General features: G+C 61.2%; 18 protein-coding genes and 1 tRNA gene. 4 read left to right on the top strand and 15 right to left on the bottom strand.

Annotated features, from left to right (window positions below):
• Positions 1-44 precede the first annotated feature (44 nt).
• Entirely contained in the window at positions 45-1,397 is a 1,353-nt protein-coding gene (cofH, locus tag RBH20_RS01370) for a 7,8-didemethyl-8-hydroxy-5-deazariboflavin synthase subunit CofH (RefSeq protein ID WP_306704743.1), read from the top strand.
• 205 nt (positions 1,398-1,602) lie between these two features.
• Here cofH and cofG read toward each other — a convergent pair whose 3' ends face one another.
• The 5 genes from cofG to RBH20_RS01395 form a co-directional block, all read right to left on the bottom strand.
• Positions 1,603-2,709 carry a 7,8-didemethyl-8-hydroxy-5-deazariboflavin synthase subunit CofG gene (gene cofG / locus RBH20_RS01375; RefSeq protein ID WP_306704745.1) on the bottom strand — a complete coding sequence of 369 codons (1,107 nt, stop codon included), beginning with the start codon at positions 2,707-2,709 and terminating at the stop codon, positions 1,603-1,605.
• 33 nt (positions 2,710-2,742) lie between these two features.
• Positions 2,743-3,366: a 2-phospho-L-lactate guanylyltransferase gene (cofC, locus tag RBH20_RS01380; RefSeq protein WP_306704747.1), complete on the bottom strand. Its 624-nt coding sequence runs from the start codon at positions 3,364-3,366 to the stop codon at positions 2,743-2,745.
• Positions 3,366-4,142, bottom strand: coding sequence for a hypothetical protein (locus tag RBH20_RS01385; protein WP_306704749.1), 777 nt, complete (start codon positions 4,140-4,142; stop codon positions 3,366-3,368). Before RBH20_RS01385 ends, cofC begins: the two co-directional genes overlap by 1 nt.
• The gene (locus RBH20_RS01390) at positions 4,120-5,301 is read right to left on the bottom strand and encodes a tubulin/FtsZ family protein (RefSeq protein ID WP_306704751.1); all 1,182 of its coding nucleotides are present in this window, start codon (positions 5,299-5,301) and stop codon (positions 4,120-4,122) included. The genes RBH20_RS01385 and RBH20_RS01390 overlap by 23 nt, the downstream gene beginning before the upstream one ends.
• Positions 5,302-5,438: 137 nt before the next feature.
• Positions 5,439-6,338, bottom strand: a complete 900-nt coding sequence (locus RBH20_RS01395; RefSeq protein WP_306704752.1) for a complex I NDUFA9 subunit family protein — start codon at positions 6,336-6,338, stop codon at positions 5,439-5,441.
• A gap of 140 nt (positions 6,339-6,478) precedes the next feature.
• Here RBH20_RS01395 and tmk point away from each other — a divergent pair, with 140 nt between their 5' ends.
• Positions 6,479-7,066: a dTMP kinase gene (gene tmk / locus RBH20_RS01400; protein WP_306704754.1), complete on the top strand. Its 588-nt coding sequence runs from the start codon at positions 6,479-6,481 to the stop codon at positions 7,064-7,066.
• On the opposite strand, the gene RBH20_RS01405 is transcribed toward tmk, so the two are convergent.
• Together RBH20_RS01405 and RBH20_RS01410 are read right to left on the bottom strand one after the other, a co-directional pair.
• A complete protein-coding gene (locus RBH20_RS01405; protein ID WP_306704757.1) occupies positions 7,063-7,383 on the bottom strand; it encodes a hypothetical protein in 321 nt (106 codons plus the stop codon). The two genes, tmk and RBH20_RS01405, sit on opposite strands and share 4 nt — an antisense overlap.
• Positions 7,384-7,435: 52 nt before the next feature.
• Positions 7,436-7,666, bottom strand: a complete 231-nt coding sequence (locus RBH20_RS01410) for an Lrp/AsnC ligand binding domain-containing protein (protein WP_004964133.1) — start codon at positions 7,664-7,666, stop codon at positions 7,436-7,438.
• Positions 7,667-7,806: 140 nt separating this feature from the next.
• Between RBH20_RS01410 and RBH20_RS01415 the strand changes: the two genes are divergently transcribed.
• Positions 7,807-8,493, top strand: a complete 687-nt coding sequence (locus RBH20_RS01415) for a TrkA family potassium uptake protein (protein ID WP_306704760.1) — start codon at positions 7,807-7,809, stop codon at positions 8,491-8,493.
• Between the two features lie 2 nt (positions 8,494-8,495).
• On the top strand, positions 8,496-8,726 hold the full coding sequence (locus RBH20_RS01420) for an Lrp/AsnC family transcriptional regulator (RefSeq protein WP_306704762.1): 231 nt from the start codon (positions 8,496-8,498) through the stop codon (positions 8,724-8,726).
• A gap of 40 nt (positions 8,727-8,766) precedes the next feature.
• Here RBH20_RS01420 and RBH20_RS01425 read toward each other — a convergent pair whose 3' ends face one another.
• From RBH20_RS01425 to RBH20_RS01460, 8 genes are all read right to left on the bottom strand, one after another.
• Positions 8,767-9,279, bottom strand: coding sequence for a DUF5813 family protein (locus RBH20_RS01425; protein ID WP_306704764.1), 513 nt, complete (start codon positions 9,277-9,279; stop codon positions 8,767-8,769).
• A gap of 264 nt (positions 9,280-9,543) precedes the next feature.
• Positions 9,544-9,628 (bottom strand) — tRNA-Leu (locus RBH20_RS01430).
• A 148-nt stretch (positions 9,629-9,776) separates the two neighbouring features.
• The gene (locus RBH20_RS01435) at positions 9,777-10,301 is read right to left on the bottom strand and encodes a hypothetical protein (protein ID WP_306704766.1); all 525 of its coding nucleotides are present in this window, start codon (positions 10,299-10,301) and stop codon (positions 9,777-9,779) included.
• A gap of 37 nt (positions 10,302-10,338) precedes the next feature.
• On the bottom strand, positions 10,339-10,746 hold the full coding sequence (locus RBH20_RS01440; RefSeq protein WP_306704768.1) for a hypothetical protein: 408 nt from the start codon (positions 10,744-10,746) through the stop codon (positions 10,339-10,341).
• A complete protein-coding gene (locus RBH20_RS01445; protein ID WP_306704770.1) occupies positions 10,739-12,076 on the bottom strand; it encodes an ABC transporter ATP-binding protein in 1,338 nt (445 codons plus the stop codon). Before RBH20_RS01445 ends, RBH20_RS01440 begins: the two co-directional genes overlap by 8 nt.
• The gene (locus tag RBH20_RS01450) at positions 12,069-13,280 is read right to left on the bottom strand and encodes an ABC transporter ATP-binding protein (protein WP_306704771.1); all 1,212 of its coding nucleotides are present in this window, start codon (positions 13,278-13,280) and stop codon (positions 12,069-12,071) included. The genes RBH20_RS01445 and RBH20_RS01450 overlap by 8 nt, the downstream gene beginning before the upstream one ends.
• Positions 13,277-14,734, bottom strand: coding sequence for an ABC transporter permease (locus tag RBH20_RS01455; RefSeq protein WP_306707432.1), 1,458 nt, complete (start codon positions 14,732-14,734; stop codon positions 13,277-13,279). The genes RBH20_RS01450 and RBH20_RS01455 overlap by 4 nt, the downstream gene beginning before the upstream one ends.
• Positions 14,734-15,774: an ABC transporter permease gene (locus RBH20_RS01460; RefSeq protein WP_306704773.1), complete on the bottom strand. Its 1,041-nt coding sequence runs from the start codon at positions 15,772-15,774 to the stop codon at positions 14,734-14,736. The genes RBH20_RS01455 and RBH20_RS01460 overlap by 1 nt, the downstream gene beginning before the upstream one ends.
• Between the last annotated feature and the right edge of the window lie 13 nt (positions 15,775-15,787).

A 15,787-nucleotide genomic window follows, 5' to 3' on the forward strand; every position in this document is an offset into this window, starting at 1 on the left:
GCGTACCCATACGTTTTTGACCGTTCTTTCCCTCCTGTCCAGCAATGCCGGACGTCCCAGAGACCGTCGGTACTCCGGACGGCTCCACCGAGTTCGAGCACCGTCCGACGACTGACCAGTCGTTCGAGAACGCCCTCGCCAAGGCGAGAAACGGGACGCGACTGACAGTTGACGACGCTGTCGAACTCTTTACCACGGGCACCGGCCGGGACGGCATCGACCACGACCGGAAAGAGCAGGTACTCGAAGCGGCCGACCGCCGCCGGGCCGAGGTCGTCGGCGACGAGGTCACGTTCGTCGCGAACCTCAACAACAACGTCACGACGGCCTGCAACACTGGCTGTCTGTTCTGTAACTTCAAGGACCGCTCCGAGCAGTTCCGCAGCGACTATCAGGAGGACCACGGCGGCTTCACGAAGCCGCCGAGCGAGTCCCGTGAAATCGTACAAGACGCCCTCGACCGGGGCATCTACGAGGTCTGCTCCGTCTCCGGGCTTCACCCCGCGCTCGCGCTGGACGACGAACACCGAGAGATACTGGAGACGAGCGACCGCAGGGACCTGAACTACCGCTCGCCCGACGAGTACGAGACGGACCCGGCCACATACTGCGAACAGCTCGAGGCGATGAACGTCGGCGACATTCATCTCCACTCGATGACGCCGGAGGAAGCCTATCACGCCCGCCGTGGCACTGACTGGTCCTATGAGGAGGTGTTCAGCCGACTGCAAAACGCCGGGCTCGACAGTGTCCCCGGAACCGCCGCCGAAATCCTCGTCGACGAGGTCCGCGACGTTATCTGTCCGGGGAAGATCCGTACTGACGAGTGGCTCGAAGCGATGGAGGCGGCCGCGTCAGTCGGCCTCGATATGACCTCGACAATGATGTACGGCCACGTCGAGAACGAGCGCCACCGCGCGCTGCACCTGAAGCGCATCCGTGACTTGCAGGACCGGACCGGCGCAATCACGGAGTTCGTCCCGTTATCCTTTGTCCACGAGGAGACGCCGCTGTACGAGCGTGGCATGGTCGACGGCGGCGCGACGATCGACGAGGACGAACTGCTGATCGCCGTCTCACGGCTCTTCCTCGACAACGTCGACCACATTCAGGCCTCGTGGGTCAAATATGGTGACACGCAGGGATTGAAGATGCTCACCTGCGGCGCGGACGACTTCATGGGAACGATTCTCTCCGAAGAGATCACCAAACGTGCCGGCGGCGACTACGGCGAGTTCCGGTCGTTCCAAGAGTACGCCGACATGATTACCGCCATTGGCCGGACGCCCGTCGAGCGCTCGACGGACTACGAGCAACGCCGCATCATCGACCCCGACGCTGACGTGCTCGGCCCGCAGCTTGGACCGAGGGCTGACGGAACGCCATTACTCGACTGAATTAGTGGACCACGGCTGGGCACTGGCCGTGGCCGGTGTTGTAGAGTATTCTGCCTGGAACTGCTGTCAGAGGCACGCCCAGGCATGATATATATTGGTGCGCCAGCGTATGTGTAGATATCGCCTAGACTGCTAGGTGATTTCTGTCCAGTGTCTGTTCTGGCTGTTGTGACCGTCCAGCCGGCCCTGTTTCTTGTTGTCGGAGTCACAGCGTCATTGGATTCACACCCCGGTCCAGTATCGACCGGAACCGTTCGCCGGCATCATCATCGGCCTCGATAGCTGCCTCAATGGGGTCCGAGAGCCAGCCGTCGTCGACGAAGTGGTCGTAGACCGGCAACCGCTCGCTCAGTGGCACCTCGGCGGCCTCGGCGACGGCTGTCAGTTCCTGCAGCGCGGGCCACTCGTACTCGGGGTTGATGTGGTCGACTGTGACCGGGGAGACGCCGCCCAGATCGTCGATGCCACAGTCGGTCAGGTCTTGGGCGGGCGCGAGGTTCGGGGGGACCTGTACGGATACCGCCTCGGGAAGGGCTGCGCGGGCCATCGAAGTCACCCGGCGCATCGTCGCCAGGTCGGGGGACCCGCCCTGCCAGCGTTCGTTCTCGACCACGGGCTGGATGATGACCTCCTGAATATGGCCGTAGCGTTCGTGCATCTCTCGGATAGCGAGCAAGCTCTCGGCACGGTGGTGCCAGTCCTCGCCGATGCCGACGAGAATTCCCGTTGTGAACGGAACGCCGAGTTCGCCGGCCACCCGCAGGGTGTTGAGTCGCTGACCGGGGTTTTTCGCCCGCAGGCCACCGTGTGCCTGAACCTCTGTGGTCGTCTCGAGCATCACGCCCATCGAGGCGTTCAGATCGGCGACGTGGGACATCTGCTCGCGTGTCTGGTCGCCAGGGTTGGCGTGCGGGAGCAACCCCTCTTCCAGCGCGATTTCGCAGGCTTCCCGGAGGTACTCGTGGATGGAGTCGTGGCCCCACTCGGCGAGCTGGTCGTGGACCGCGGTGTAGCGGTCGTCCGGGTCGTCGCCGAAGGTAAACAACGCCTCGGTACAGCCGGCGTCGGCCCCGCGGCGGCAGGTCTCCCGGATTTCTTCTCGGTCCATCAGCTCCGCCTGCCCCGGTGGGTCGTAGTACGTGCAGTAGGTGCAGGTGTAGCGGCAGGCGGTCGTCAGCGGCAGGAACACGTTCCGACAGTAGGACAGCGCCGACGCGGCCTCAACATCCTCGGGCATCACCGTCAGCAGTCGCTCAATGTCGGCGTCCGGAATCTCGATAGCGACGTCATACGCGTCCGTGCCGGGTATCACGTCCCGGGGTCTGCACCCCACGAACAAAAACCTTCACTCGCGGCGGACGGTGACACGGCCGTCTGTGAGCGACAGATTGAAGCCGGCGTCAATAAGCCAATCCGCGGCCGCACCGTCGCTGTGTAACAGCACCTCCGCGAGGTCGCCCGGTTCATCGATGTCGGTTGCGAGCCGCCGGGAGTCAACTTCGGTAACGCTGGCTCCCACGTCCCGTGCGTTCTCGCGGTGGTCGCGGATAGACGCGCCGTGGTAGTCGACCCTGAACTCCGGATGCCGGCAGACGAAGGCGTTCGTCCCGCCGCCGAGGCCCGGGGCCAGCACCACGCCAGTTTCGGGAGCAAGCAGCCGCTCGATGCTCTCCCGGGTCACGAGCGGGAGGTCGGCCATTACGACGGCAAGTGTTCCTTCGCCGTCAGTCACTGTTGACGCGAGCAGGTCGTTGATGAGCGGGTCAAGCCCGCGGTCGTCGACGGTGACCGGAACGGCACAGTTGAGGGGCGCTGTCGAGATGACTTCGGGTTCGTGGCCCGCCGCTGTCACCGCGTCGACGACGTCTGCAAGCATCGCTTCGGTAAAATCACGGCGCTCGTCGGGAGAAAGAACGGCTGCAAGTCGCGTTTTGGGGTCAGACCCCGAGACGGGGACGACGAGACGCATTACAGCTTGGAGTATTCGTCCTCACTCATCTGGGAGTACGCGTAGTAGCCGCCACCGACCAGCAACAGGAGGACGATGAGTCCGCCGCCGACAAGCAGGAGCGTTCGCTGGGTCTGTGCGCTCTGCTGGGCCTGCTGTGCCTGGCTCTCGGCCTGCCCGGCGAGGTCCTGAGCGTTCTGGAAGTTCCCGTTCTCGTAGGAGGAGATAGCGCTACTGACTAGCTCCTCGGCGCCTTCGTTCCCACCGGCTTCGTCGATTGCGGCCTGCGCATCATCGATTGCCTGCCTGGCCGCCTGGCTCTCTTCGGTGTAATGATGCGCGGTGTCGTTGCGGAACTCATCTTCGTTGTTCCCGCTGATACGACTGAGGGTGGCGACCTGATAGTTCTGCGCCGGATCGTACGTGTAGTTCGAGATGCCCGGCGTCGTGCCAACGAGTTCAATCCGGACTTCGTCCCCGTTGTTGTCAACCGCCAGATCCTGCTCGAAGGACTGGTCGCCGTAGGTCTCTTGGTCCACTTGGTCACCTGCACGCAGCACGGTAACCGTCCAGCTGACGTTCTGGAGCTCGGTCGAGCCGGCGAGTGTCCACTCGTTCGGTGCGTCGGTGAACGGGTCATCTACCGTATACGTCACCGATACCTCTTCGCCGACAGCCGTTTCGGTCGGGACTCCGTCGGCAGAGACAGAGAACGCACTCGCTGTGCCGGCAGTCGCGAGTAGTGCGACAACACAGAGGAGTGCGGCGGTCTTGTTAGAACAGCGGATCAAGTTCATCTTCGTCGTCTTCGACTAAGTCTTCTAAGTTATCTTCGCTTTGGTTACGGATATCGTCGATGTTGTCCTGTGCCTCGATGGCGACCTGCTGGAGTTCCTTGATCCGCGGAACGTTGTGGACACCGGCTAGCAGGATGGATGCGGCCACTTTCGGGGCGTTAGTCGGATAGTCGCCACCGCGGACTTCCATCGAACCGGTCTGCTCCTCGAGCCACTTCCGACCGCGTTCTATTCCCTTCCGGTTCAGGTGTTTCGGCGGCCCTGCCATCACGAGCAAGGCACGCTCTGCACCTTCAATCTCACAGGGGAGTGTCAGTCGGCCGAGCGCGGCTTTCCGGACGAGCGACGTGATTCGGTTCGTCGTGTTCGCCGTATCCATTCCGTCATCGGACGAATCGTCGCCCTTGAACCGCGAGAGCAGGCCGCCGCCACCAGAGGAGACCTCGACATCCTCGGAGGCGTAGCCGACAGTGGACACGCCACCGCCGTCGAGCGTGTTGATGATCTCGGAGGAGTCGACGACGCTTTCCGCGACGTTGTCACCGGCCTCGATCTCGCCGGCCCCGAACAGCACGCCGAAACGCCGGACGATCTCCTCGTTGATATGGTCGTAGCCGCCTTCGACGGACTCGCCGGTCTGTCGCCAGGCGTCGTTGTCGAACACCATCAGGTTGTCCACCTCGCGCACGAACGTCTGGAACGAGCGGGCGGCGTTGAGGGTGTAGATGCCACCCTCGTCACTGCCCGGCAAGACGCCCAGCCCGTACACCGGTTCGGTGTAGATCCGTTTGAGGTGTTTCGCGACGACCGGCGACCCGCCCGATCCGGTCCCGCCGCCGAGACCGGCGACGATGAGGAAGGCATCCACTTCGTGGACAGGGATGTTGTCAATCGCACCCTGCACCTCGTCGATATCCTCTTCGGCGATTTCCGCGCCGAGTTCGTTGTCAGCGCCCACGCCGTGGCCCTTGACGCGGGCCTGGCCAATGAGCACTCGATTCTCTTCCGGAATGTGTTCTAGCCCAAGCAGGTCTGCTTTTGCTGTATTAACCGCTACAGCCGAGCGGACGATTCCCGAGCCGGTTTCCTTGTCGTACTCGAGGAATTTGTCCACAATTTTGCCACCGGCCTGCCCGAAGCCGATCATCGCCAGTTTCATTATATAGTTCTCCGCTTAAAGGGTCAAAGAGCGATAGCGAGTATAAGTGTTTTGCCCGGCTCTCAACCTTGAAAGCCCGGCTTGAAAACAAATCCTAGCTTACACAAACCCCTATAGGTGGAGACTACTGCCAGTCCTTATCGGTGGAGGTATCCGCTGAGCGTCGTTAAAGAGCCACTACTAACCCCGAACGCGTCGATATCGTTTGTTGCCGGACTATTATCGAATTTGAGCGAGCGGTACTGGTCGGCACCCATTGGGAACCCAACGCTTCCCAGGACAGAGAGACCGACCTTCGCGAGCGGCATCGGAAGGGGGACGATGCTTACCGACGACGCCTCGGCATCGTATACCTGATTTGTCACGTCTCTGAGCGTCAGTACTTCTGGTCCACCGATCTCGTAGGTCTCGCCGACGTGTTCCTCGGATTCGATACTGTCGACGAGCATCGGAACGAGGTCACCGACCCAGATGGGCTGGAACGTGGTCTGTCTACCGCCGCCGGGGAGCGGGTACAGTGGGACGCCTGGCGCAAACATGCCTTTGAGGCGCTTCGTGAATGAGACGAACTCCCCGCCCTCGCCGAAGACGACTGACGGCCGGAAGATAGTCCAATCCAGCGAGGATTCGGTAACGACCTGCTCGGCCTGTCCCTTCGACCGGATGTAGTGTGTGTCGCCATTGGGATCTGCACCCAGTGCGCTCAACTGGACGAACTGGTCGACACCGTGCTCCTCTGCGGCCTGTACGCTGTTTTCGGTCCCACCAAGATGGATTCGTTCGTGCATCTTATCGCCGCCATCCGGTTTGAACAGGGGCGACAGCGCAACCAAATAATACACTACGTCCTGGCCCTCGAACGCGCTCTCGATGCTACCGTAGTCTGTGACATCCCCGGCGACGGTTTCGACACCGTCTGGTAGTGTCGCGTCCTCCGGAGATCGGGACAGCGCAGTGACAGTGTGTCCCTGTTCGTTGAGTTCACGGCACAGGTGCTGTCCGATGAATCCAGTCCCGCCGACGACAAGTACATCCATAGGCATCAGTACGGCTGGTAGAACCGTAAAGGTGGGCGTATTTCATCGCTTGACCGGCCCGCAGTCCGGTCACTTGTGTCAGCCTACGGATGCACCGTCTAGGTCGGGGCGCTTACGTCCCCCCACACAGATTGTGAGGTATGCTCGTCACGCTTGAAGGACTGGACGGGAGCGGCAAGACGACCGTGTGGGAACGGCTCCGAAGCGACGACACAGTCCCCAACGAGGCTGTGTTCACGCGCGAACCGACCGATAGCTGGTACGGAGATGCCGTCCAGCGTTCCATCGACGACGACGACGCGGACTCGCTGGCCGAACTGTTCCTCTATACGGCGGACCACGCCGCGCATCTCTCGAACACGGTTCGACCGGCACTCAGAGAGAACCAGCTCGTCGTCTCCGACCGCTACAGCGACTCGCGGTACGCCTACCAGGGTGCGACACTCGAAGCGAGTGAGACGTTCGACGACCCGCTGTCGTATGTCCGGGAGGTCCACGCTCCATGGACCCGGCCGCCGGACCGGACCGTGTACCTCGACCTTGATCCCGAAACCGCTGCACAGCGAAGCGGCGCGACGAACAAGTTTGAGACCGCTGACTATCTCACAACGGTTCGTGACAACTACGAGCGACTCATCGAAGCCGACCCAGATCGGTTCGTTCGGGTTGATGCGACCGCCAACCCGGACACCGTGTACGAACGGGTCAAAGCAGCGATTCTGGACTAATCTATCGACGCCGGTACGTCGACTTCATCGGGGGCCGGCATCCAGAAGTAATCGAAGGTGACGCCAATTGCCAAGGGAATGAGGACAGTCACAAGCATGACGGCAGTCGTGGATCCGAGGTTCGCCCCAAGTCTGAACACGCCACTCAACACCAACACGAGAACAACCATGACCACCGGACAGAGAAGCAACGAGTAGACGATACTTCCCCATCGCGTGTGTAAGCGGACGCGGAAAAAGCGCGTCATGAGCGCCGTCACAGCACTGTTGACCAGCACGATGACGAGCAGGCCGATAATACCGGCGACACTGACCATATTCGTCGTAGGGTGGCAAGTCCCTTTGCCGTGTCGGAACAACGCGGGGAACTCACTCCAAACAGATGTACGTGCGCGTGTCGGCGACGCCGTCGAGGTCTCGGACGTGGCCCGAGACCGACTGCATGATGTCATACACTTCCGTACCCGTCGCTTCGCCGATGATGTCGTACTGCCCGGCGACGATGTGTGCCTCGGTGATGCCCTCGGCATCGCGAACTGCCGCAAGGAGTTCTTCGGATTTGCCGGCAGCGGTCTTGATCATAATGAACGCGCTAACCATATTGTGGTGTGTCGTGTCATAGCACGAAAAAGCTTCCGTCAAGAGACAACAATGTCTTTGTTGTTTGCTATCGTGGTCAAGGCGTCCGGTGGTTCCACCGGGTGGGTACTTTTATTCACCCCCGCCCCATAGGGGTGTGTATGCGATTCGTTATCGTGGGTGCAGGCCGTGTCGGATTGCGGACGGCTCGCGTCCTGCAAGAGAGTGGCCACGAAGTTGTCCTCATCGAGCGCGATGAGAACGCAGTCGAGCGCGCGCGAACGGCTGGCTTCGAGGTGATTGCGGGCGACGGCGCTATCGAGGAGACACTCGGCAACGCCGACCTCGAAGCCGCCGACGCGCTCGGCGCGCTCACCGGCGACCTGAACGACAACTTCGTTGCCTGTATGATTGCCAAGGAACACGGCTGTCGAACCGTTATGCGCATCGACGAGGACTACCGCGAGGAAATCTACCGACGCTACGCCTCCGACGTTGACGAGATTATCTACCCCGAACGGCTGGGCGCTATCGCCGCCAAGAACGCGTTGCTGGGCGGGAACATCCGCGCAGTCGCCGATATCGCACAGAACCTCCAGCTCGTGGAGTTTACCATCCAGCGGCAATCGCCGATGGAGGGGTACACACTGTCGGAACTGGAGCTTCCGTCGGATTCCCGGCTGATGGCGCACGGGAAAGGTGAGGACCCACTCGCTATTCCCGACCCGGACGAAACGCTGGAAGCCGGTGACCGAGTCGTGATACTGGCCGACTTTGGGACGCTCTCCGATGTGCGTAGTATTGTTGTCGGTGAATCAGATCCCGCGACCGCGCTTGGAGGTGCCTGAACATGGTCATTGCCTACGTGATGGTCAAAGCCCACACTGGTGACGCGGACCGTCTGAAGACTGATATCGAAGCTGTCGACGGCGTTGTCGAGGCCCACATCGTTGCTGGTGACGTCGACTTCATCGCAAAAGTGAACGTGGAGACGCCCGCCGAAGTCAAAGACGTCGCAGCGACACATATTCAGGAAATCCAGGGCGTCGAAACGACACAGACCTATATCGCGATGGACTGAGACGGACTCCTATCTCTGTTTCGAGCTCGGGACCGTACAGCTACAGCGGTGTCCCGCCGCGGGACCCCTCGCTCCCGCCGGTACTCGCCGAATTGAGCAGGTCAGCTACGACGCCGACGTAGTCGTAGCCGGGAATGACGCCCTCCACGTACGTCCCCTCGACGTACTCGACGAAGGTTTTGGCGACGTCGGCGGCCTGCCGTTCGCCACCCATTGTGTATTCGAACGTGACCACGACCTGCTCGCCGTCCTCGACGACGCTGTAATCGTCCAGTTCGACGGCGGTTCGGGTCGCTTTCGGCGCGTCCTCCAGCCGTCGCTCCAGCGTCTCAAGCCAGCCGTCAACGACTGCGTCCCCGACCTCGTCGCTTGTCGCGGCCTGTAGCGACGGCGCTTTGACCGTCACCTCGTAGTTCGTCCGCCACTCTTCGCCCTCAGACGCGGTCACGCGGCCATCGAAGTTTGTCGTCTCGACAGCGTAGCTATCCCCGGCCGAGACGAGCGCATCGTGTTGGTCGAACGCTTCGGCAACATCATCTGGCATATCAGTCATTACGCCGGTATAGGCCACAGACGTGCAAAAACGCGTCGTGTCCGGACACAATCCGTTCGAACTATCTGTCACTACTGCATCCAAAGCCGTAACCACACAGGCTGTGCCACATCTGGGCCACGTAGACCACAGAATGTGTTTCAGGCGAGCGGTCAGCGTTGCATCTTGTGAACGTCTGTGCCGAACTGCCTCCGAGCCACGGTATCCGCTGGACGGTGGTTCGAATCCCATTCGCATTGCTCCCCGTCTCGACTCGTCACAGAATGCGAGGGATGGGATTCGAACCCACGGACCCCTACGGGAGCGGGTCTTAAGCCCACCGCCTTTGGCCAAGCTCGGCTACCCTCGCGCAGATTGAACTCTGCGGGGGCTAGTGAATGGTCCTTTCGGTCTCGGGCTGCGAGATGACCTATCGTGTCCCACCGCCGTCACGTCGGCGGCACTGGACACGGACTGTGACACATCGACGTGGCTGTCACTCCCTCCGATGCCGATACCTACTCGTCGACAGGGAGTCTATCTGTTGGGAGGAACTTCGTCCGGTCCGCGTGGTTGAACGTTGCGACCGGGGTCCCGTCCAGCTTTCTGAGCATCGTCTGGAACGTCGCGCCGTCGTTCGCAGCGGTAACCGCGTTCCCGGCATCTTGGAGCTTGTACGCGCCAGCGATGAACAGCGAGGCGGCGTCCGGGTCGAAGTACTCGACGGCCAGAAACACCTGCTCTCCGACCGTCCGCCGGTACACGTCATACGCTTCGAGTGGGTTCGATTCGACCAGCCGCGTTACGTCTTGGGCCTTGTTGCCCGGAATGACGAACACGAGTTCGAGTCCGTCACCGTCGTCGACTGTTTGCAGGCCCGCATCCCCAGCCGGGACGACGACGGCCTCGCGGCCGTTAGAACGGCGCTGATCCGCCAGTGCCTGTGTCTCTTCTAGCGTCTGTTTCCACGATGCCTTGCGGTCGTCCGAACCGGCGGCAAGCCGTTCGAGGTCGTCTGTCCCCTCGCCACCTGTCTTAACCATATCCTGTCGTTACGCCCGCGGGAGGTAAATGGTGGTGTCACTGGACGCCGAAGACGACCTCCATGCTCAGGGAGAGCCCGAGGACGAACAGACTCGCAACGAAGAGCTTCACCGGTGGCGAGAGTCGGTCTTCTGGCGGAGCGAGCGTATCGAGAGGCGGGACGACACGAGCCAGCAGCGACTCGAATGGCGTCCGATCCCGCGCTGACACGCCAAACGACACGTTGGATTCGCCGGACTCATCGGAACCGAGAGAGGGCGCACGCCACAGCGTGACCGAGGCGTAGCCGAACAGCGCGAAGCCGATAAAAAACAGTGCAAACTTCACTGTCACCCAGCCACCGCCACGGAGCGGCGAGAGCACGCCACCGATAAGCATAGCTGTGAGCGTTACGCCGAGGGCGTACCACAGCAGATCGAGTACCTTTCCCGCCAGGTTATCCATCGTGCGTGTCGTAGCCACGTTGGCGAAGTTCGTCACCAGGGGAGACATGCTCCTGTGCGTGCCGGTGACAGAAGCTCATCCGTCCGTTGTCGACATCATAGTACTGCGGTGTTTCGGTGTCACACTGACTGCCGAACACTTCTCTGAGGTAGGCTCGAGCGGCGTCTGGGTCGCCATCACTGAGATACGTCGCCGCCTGCTCGACGTGCTCCTGTACGTCCGGCGGAAGGGTCACGTCGCTGAACTCCTCTTCGACGATCTCCTCGCTGTCGGCCAGCGCGGTGTCGAACCCAAGTCGTTCCTTGAGCCGCTCACCGATCGACTGTTCCGCGCGGGACCGCTCGCGAATGACATCTCGGAACTCCCGAATCCGGTCCCACACCGCGTCGCTGGCTTCGATATCTTCCGGGTGGATCCGGACGGGACACCGCGTTGCGAAGGGACACCCTTCCGGCGGGTCCCGTGGGCTCGGTGGTGATCCCGGCAAGGTAATCCGGTCCACCTGCACCGTCGGGTCCGGTTCCGGAATCGCCGACAGCAATGCGCGCGTGTAGGGGTTTTCCGGGCTCTGGAACAGCCGTTCCGTCGGCCCGACCTCCATGAGGTTCCCGAGATACATTACCCCGACGCGGTCACAGATGTGCCGGACCACGCTCAGGTCATGCGCGATGAAGAGGTACGTGAGACCGAACTCCTCTTGCAGTTCCTCTAGCAGATTGAGTATCTGGGCCTGAACGGACACATCGAGTGCCGAAACGGGCTCGTCGAGGACGACGAACTCCGGTTCGAGTGCGAGTGCGCGAGCAATGCCGATTCGCTGTCGCTGCCCGCCGGAGAACTGGTGGGGATACCGGTAGTAGTGCTCCGGCATGAGCCCGACCTGGTCGAGCAGTGTCCGCACCTTCTCCCGACGCTCGCGGGCCGTGCCCTGTTCGTGAACGTCCAGCGGTTCGCGGATGATCTCGCCGACAGTCATCCGGTCGTTGAGGCTCGACTCGGGGTCCTGAAACACCATCTGGGCGTTGCGGCGCCACTGCTTGAGGTCGCCGCCGCTGAGCTCGGTTATATCGGTTCCATCGAAGGAGACCGTTCCAGACGTGGCCGTCTCCAGTTGGATGAGCGTCCGACCCAGAGTTGTCTTGCCACAGCCGGATTCACCGACCAGACCGAACGTCTCGCCGCGTGAGATTTCGAAGCTCACGCCGTCGACGGCTTTCACAGGGTCCCCCCCGAGTAGTCCACCGCCTTCGTAGTACGTCTTCAGGTCCTGCACATCGAGCAACGTCTCGCCAGTCTGGTGTGACACAGTGTCGACGACTGATTCACTCATCCGCGCCACCCCCCTCACTGTGTCCGCCGGTGTCACCGGCACTGTGGCCGTGGCCACCATCAGCCCGGGCATCGCTGTCTTCGGGACCAGTGTCCTCTCCGGCGTTTCGCTTTGCAGCCGGCCAGTCATCCGCTGACAGCGCTTCGTCTGCCTCAGCGCCTGTCTGGTCTGCGTTCTCTTCGTGGTGTGTCACAGTGTCGTCGGTAGGCATATCTTCGGGGTACAAGAGACAGGCGGCGGTATGGTCTGATGAGTCGCCGACTTCCACGTGAGCGGGATGGACCCGCTCACACTCGTCGAAGCCCTTCGGGCACCGGCTGACGAATCGGCAGAACGACGCTGATTCGTGTGGCGTCGGCACGTCCCCTTCGATAGTGGGGAGCCGGTCCGTACTGGGGTTCCGACCGGGAATACTCTGCAGGAGTCCCTGCGTGTATGGATGGTGTGGGTTTGCGAACAGTTCCTCTACGGGTGCTCGCTCGACGACTTCGCCAGCGTACATCACGGCGACGCGGTCAGCAACTTCCGCGATAACGCCCATGTCGTGCGTAATGAACATGATACCGATGTCGCGCTCTGTCTGAATTTCCTGCAACAGGTCCAGAATCTGGGCCTGAATAGTGACATCGAGCGCTGTCGTCGGCTCGTCACAGATGAGCAGGTCGGGGTCACAGGCCAGTGCCATCGCGATGACGGCTCGCTGGCGCATCCCGCCGGAGAACTCGTGTGGGAACTCATCGACGCGCCGCGCCGCGTCGGGGATGCCGACCGCACGCAGCAGTTCGATGGCTTCCGACTTGGCTTCGGCCCCCTCCATATCGCGGTGGAGCTCCAGCGCCTCGATGATCTGGTTCCCGACAGTGTACACTGGGTTGAGTGAGCTTAGCGGGTCCTGAAACACCATCGCGATGTCCCCGCCACGAACTGACCGGTATTCCTTCTCCGAAAGCGCTGTCAGCTCTCGCCCGTCTAACCGTATCGACGACTCCTCGCGGATTTCGCCCGGACTGTCGACCAGTCCCATTATCGAGCGTGCGGTAACACTCTTGCCCGAGCCGGATTCGCCGACAATACCAAGCGTCTCGCCGCGAGCAATTTCGAAGGACACCCCGTCGACAGCACGGATCTCCTCTCGCTCGCTGTGGAACACGGTTCTGAGGTTGTCAACGGCCAGCAGTGGCTCGCCGTCTTCGGTGTGGCTCATCCGCCACCACCTCCGGCGGCCGCGCCAGCTGCGCCGCCTTCTGCACCCTCGCTCTGTGGGTCGATAGCGTCACGAATTCCATCACTCAGTGCATTGAACCCGGTGACAACCAGCGTAATCAGGAGCCCCGGAATGAGCGAGATGTGCCAGGACTGACTGGCGACGTACTGCTGCCCGATGTTGATCGCTCGCCCCCACTCTGGGGTCGGGGCGGTAATCCCGAGTCCGATGAACGAGAGGGCAGAGACGGAAATAATGACGCCACCGAGCGTCAGGGAGGCGTAAACCAAGAGATAGCCGAGGATATACGGTGCCATGTGTTTCCGCATAATCACAGTGGGTCGTTGGCCGTAACTCTTTGCCGCGTCGACCCACTCCTGTTCGCCGACCTGTAACGCAGGGCCACGTACTGCTCGCCATAACCCCGGCCAGCGTATTAACGCAAACAGGAGGATGAACAGCATCGCCCCGTTGTATAACTCTGCTATCCAGTGGTTCTTGAACACAACTGTCGCAAGAATCACCAACAGCAATGCTGGCATTGCCTGCACAGAGTCACTGGTCAGTACCACAATGAGGTCGGCCACCCCCTTGTAGTAGGCGGTAACCAATGCCAGCGTCGTCGCGATAAAGCCTGCAATCGCCATCGATCCGAGGCCGATGAACAGTGACACCCGTGCGCCAAAGGCGAGGAAGGTGAACAGGTCCTTGCCGCTGACGAGCGTTCCGACAGGGTGGAACCGCCCGAAGTCGTCGTAACTCCAGACGCCGACATTGCTGTCTCCGCTACCACGGGACGCAGAACCGAGGTTCGCTTCGCCAATGGTAATCGTTTCGACCGTCTCCGTGTCTTCGTTGTAGTACTGCATATCGTAGGAGTACGGTCCTTCGATATTCTCTTCGGCCGTCGTTGGGCCGACAACGGGCGCGAACGCGGCCATCGTAATGAAGAAGACGACGACAGCAAGCCCGAATAGGCCCCAGTAGTGGCTTCGGAGTCGGTCGATAACATCGTCAGTTGGCGTCCAGTCAGCAGCGCGGTAGTGCCGACGGAAGAGCACGTAGCCGTACCACAGCCAGCCCAGCAGGACTGCAACGTATGCATACACCAACAGGAAGCGGATGAGCCATGCGTACTTCGGCTCGAGGCCGAGGAACGTGCCCTGCCAGGCGCTCCCGTCGTAGTACCCCCGGTTGGGTATCAGTTCTCGGCTCAGCAGATGTGGCAGTTCGCCAAAGTAGGCTGAGGCATTGGCGAACGCCTCGGCGCCGGGTGCTCCCGGGAGCAACCCAAGCCCAGCGCCTATCGCACCGAGCAGTCCGTCAAGGTACGTCGGACCCTCAAGCAACAACAGGAGACAGAGCACAGCCCCCCACAGCAGTGCCGGCCCGGGGTGTGCCTTGAGCCGGTCTCGCAACGGCTGATCGATGTCTTCGGTGGATTCTGTCTCCATCATGCGTCGTACCCCACACGTGGATCGATAATTGTGTACGCGAAGTCCTGTACGATATTCAGCCCGACAATAAGGAGGATGAACAGATACATCAGTGTTCCAACAAGCGGCAGGTCACCCTGCTTTGCCGCCTTGACGAACAGCAGGCCGATGCCATTAATCGAGAAGACAGTCTCGACAAGCACTGACCCGCCGATCAGGATGAACGCCTCCGCAGTGATTACCGGCACGAGCGGAATCAGCGCGTTCCGGAAGATGTGTTTCCAGACCAGCACCCGCGGTGAGACGCCTTTGGCCTTTGCCGTCTCAACGTACTTCGAGTTGATCGTTTCGAGCACAGCAGTTCGGCCGATACGCATCTCTGTACCCATCGATGCGGACCCGAGCACTAGCGCGGGCGGCAGTATCTGTTTTGTCGCTTTTGCGAGGTTGGTCCATGCCTGTCCCGGGTCCGTTATGAGTCTCGTGGGACTCCTCAGCACGGCGAGGTTCGGCGAGGTCACGACGTTAGTCTCGACGATAAAGCTGGTCCAGCTGAACCCAAACAGCTGTTCCGACTGGGAGAGCACCGTCACCAGAATGACCGCGAGCCAGAAGTTCGGCATCGCCCGCCAGACAATCCCACCGAAGGAGGCGAAGTAATCAGAGAACGTGTTGGGATTCAGACCGGCGTAGAACCCGAGCGGAATGCCGATTCCGATGGCGATCACGACCGCCCAGAATCCGAGCCAGATCGTCCGCGGTGCGTAGCTAACAATAAGGTCGATGGCCGGCGTCCCGGAGTTGATAACCCACGACTGGCCCAGATCGAACATGAACAGGTTTCCCATAAAGTCGAAGTACTGTTCCCAGAGCGGTTCGTTCAACCCTAACCGTTGTTCGATCTGTCGGATCGCGCGTGCGTCACCTTGCGGGCCGAGGATCGCCGCTGCAGGACTGAGCGGCCCCAGCCGGATAATTGCGAACGTTACTGTCGTCCCGAATATAATAACAGGGATTGACAGTACCAAGCGCTTGAGCATATACGTAGCACGGCTCATGGCTTAGCTTGTC

This window comes from Haloarcula sp. H-GB4 (assembly GCF_030848575.1).
In the GTDB taxonomy this organism is placed as follows: domain Archaea; phylum Halobacteriota; class Halobacteria; order Halobacteriales; family Haloarculaceae; genus Haloarcula.

Excerpts from the sequence above, each read along its gene's own strand:
- tmk (WP_306704754.1), top strand. The coding sequence starts at position 6,479 with ATGCTCGTCACGCTTGAAGGACTGGACGGGAGCGGCAAGACGACCGTG.
- RBH20_RS01385 (WP_306704749.1), bottom strand. The coding sequence starts at position 4,142 with ATGAACTTGATCCGCTGTTCTAACAAGACCGCCGCACTCCTCTGTGTT.
- RBH20_RS01420 (WP_306704762.1), top strand. The coding sequence starts at position 8,496 with ATGGTCATTGCCTACGTGATGGTCAAAGCCCACACTGGTGACGCGGAC.
- cofC (WP_306704747.1), bottom strand. The coding sequence starts at position 3,366 with ATGCGTCTCGTCGTCCCCGTCTCGGGGTCTGACCCCAAAACGCGACTT.
- RBH20_RS01450 (WP_306704771.1), bottom strand. The coding sequence starts at position 13,280 with ATGAGCCACACCGAAGACGGCGAGCCACTGCTGGCCGTTGACAACCTC.
- RBH20_RS01410 (WP_004964133.1), bottom strand. The coding sequence starts at position 7,666 with ATGGTTAGCGCGTTCATTATGATCAAGACCGCTGCCGGCAAATCCGAA.
- RBH20_RS01390 (WP_306704751.1), bottom strand. The coding sequence starts at position 5,301 with ATGAAACTGGCGATGATCGGCTTCGGGCAGGCCGGTGGCAAAATTGTG.
- RBH20_RS01425 (WP_306704764.1), bottom strand. The coding sequence starts at position 9,279 with ATGACTGATATGCCAGATGATGTTGCCGAAGCGTTCGACCAACACGAT.
- RBH20_RS01455 (WP_306707432.1), bottom strand. The coding sequence starts at position 14,734 with ATGGAGACAGAATCCACCGAAGACATCGATCAGCCGTTGCGAGACCGG.
- RBH20_RS01415 (WP_306704760.1), top strand. The coding sequence starts at position 7,807 with ATGCGATTCGTTATCGTGGGTGCAGGCCGTGTCGGATTGCGGACGGCT.
- RBH20_RS01460 (WP_306704773.1), bottom strand. The coding sequence starts at position 15,774 with ATGAGCCGTGCTACGTATATGCTCAAGCGCTTGGTACTGTCAATCCCT.
- RBH20_RS01395 (WP_306704752.1), bottom strand. The coding sequence starts at position 6,338 with ATGGATGTACTTGTCGTCGGCGGGACTGGATTCATCGGACAGCACCTG.
- RBH20_RS01445 (WP_306704770.1), bottom strand. The coding sequence starts at position 12,076 with ATGAGTGAATCAGTCGTCGACACTGTGTCACACCAGACTGGCGAGACG.
- RBH20_RS01440 (WP_306704768.1), bottom strand. The coding sequence starts at position 10,746 with ATGGATAACCTGGCGGGAAAGGTACTCGATCTGCTGTGGTACGCCCTC.
- RBH20_RS01405 (WP_306704757.1), bottom strand. The coding sequence starts at position 7,383 with ATGGTCAGTGTCGCCGGTATTATCGGCCTGCTCGTCATCGTGCTGGTC.
- cofH (WP_306704743.1), top strand. The coding sequence starts at position 45 with ATGCCGGACGTCCCAGAGACCGTCGGTACTCCGGACGGCTCCACCGAG.
- RBH20_RS01435 (WP_306704766.1), bottom strand. The coding sequence starts at position 10,301 with ATGGTTAAGACAGGTGGCGAGGGGACAGACGACCTCGAACGGCTTGCC.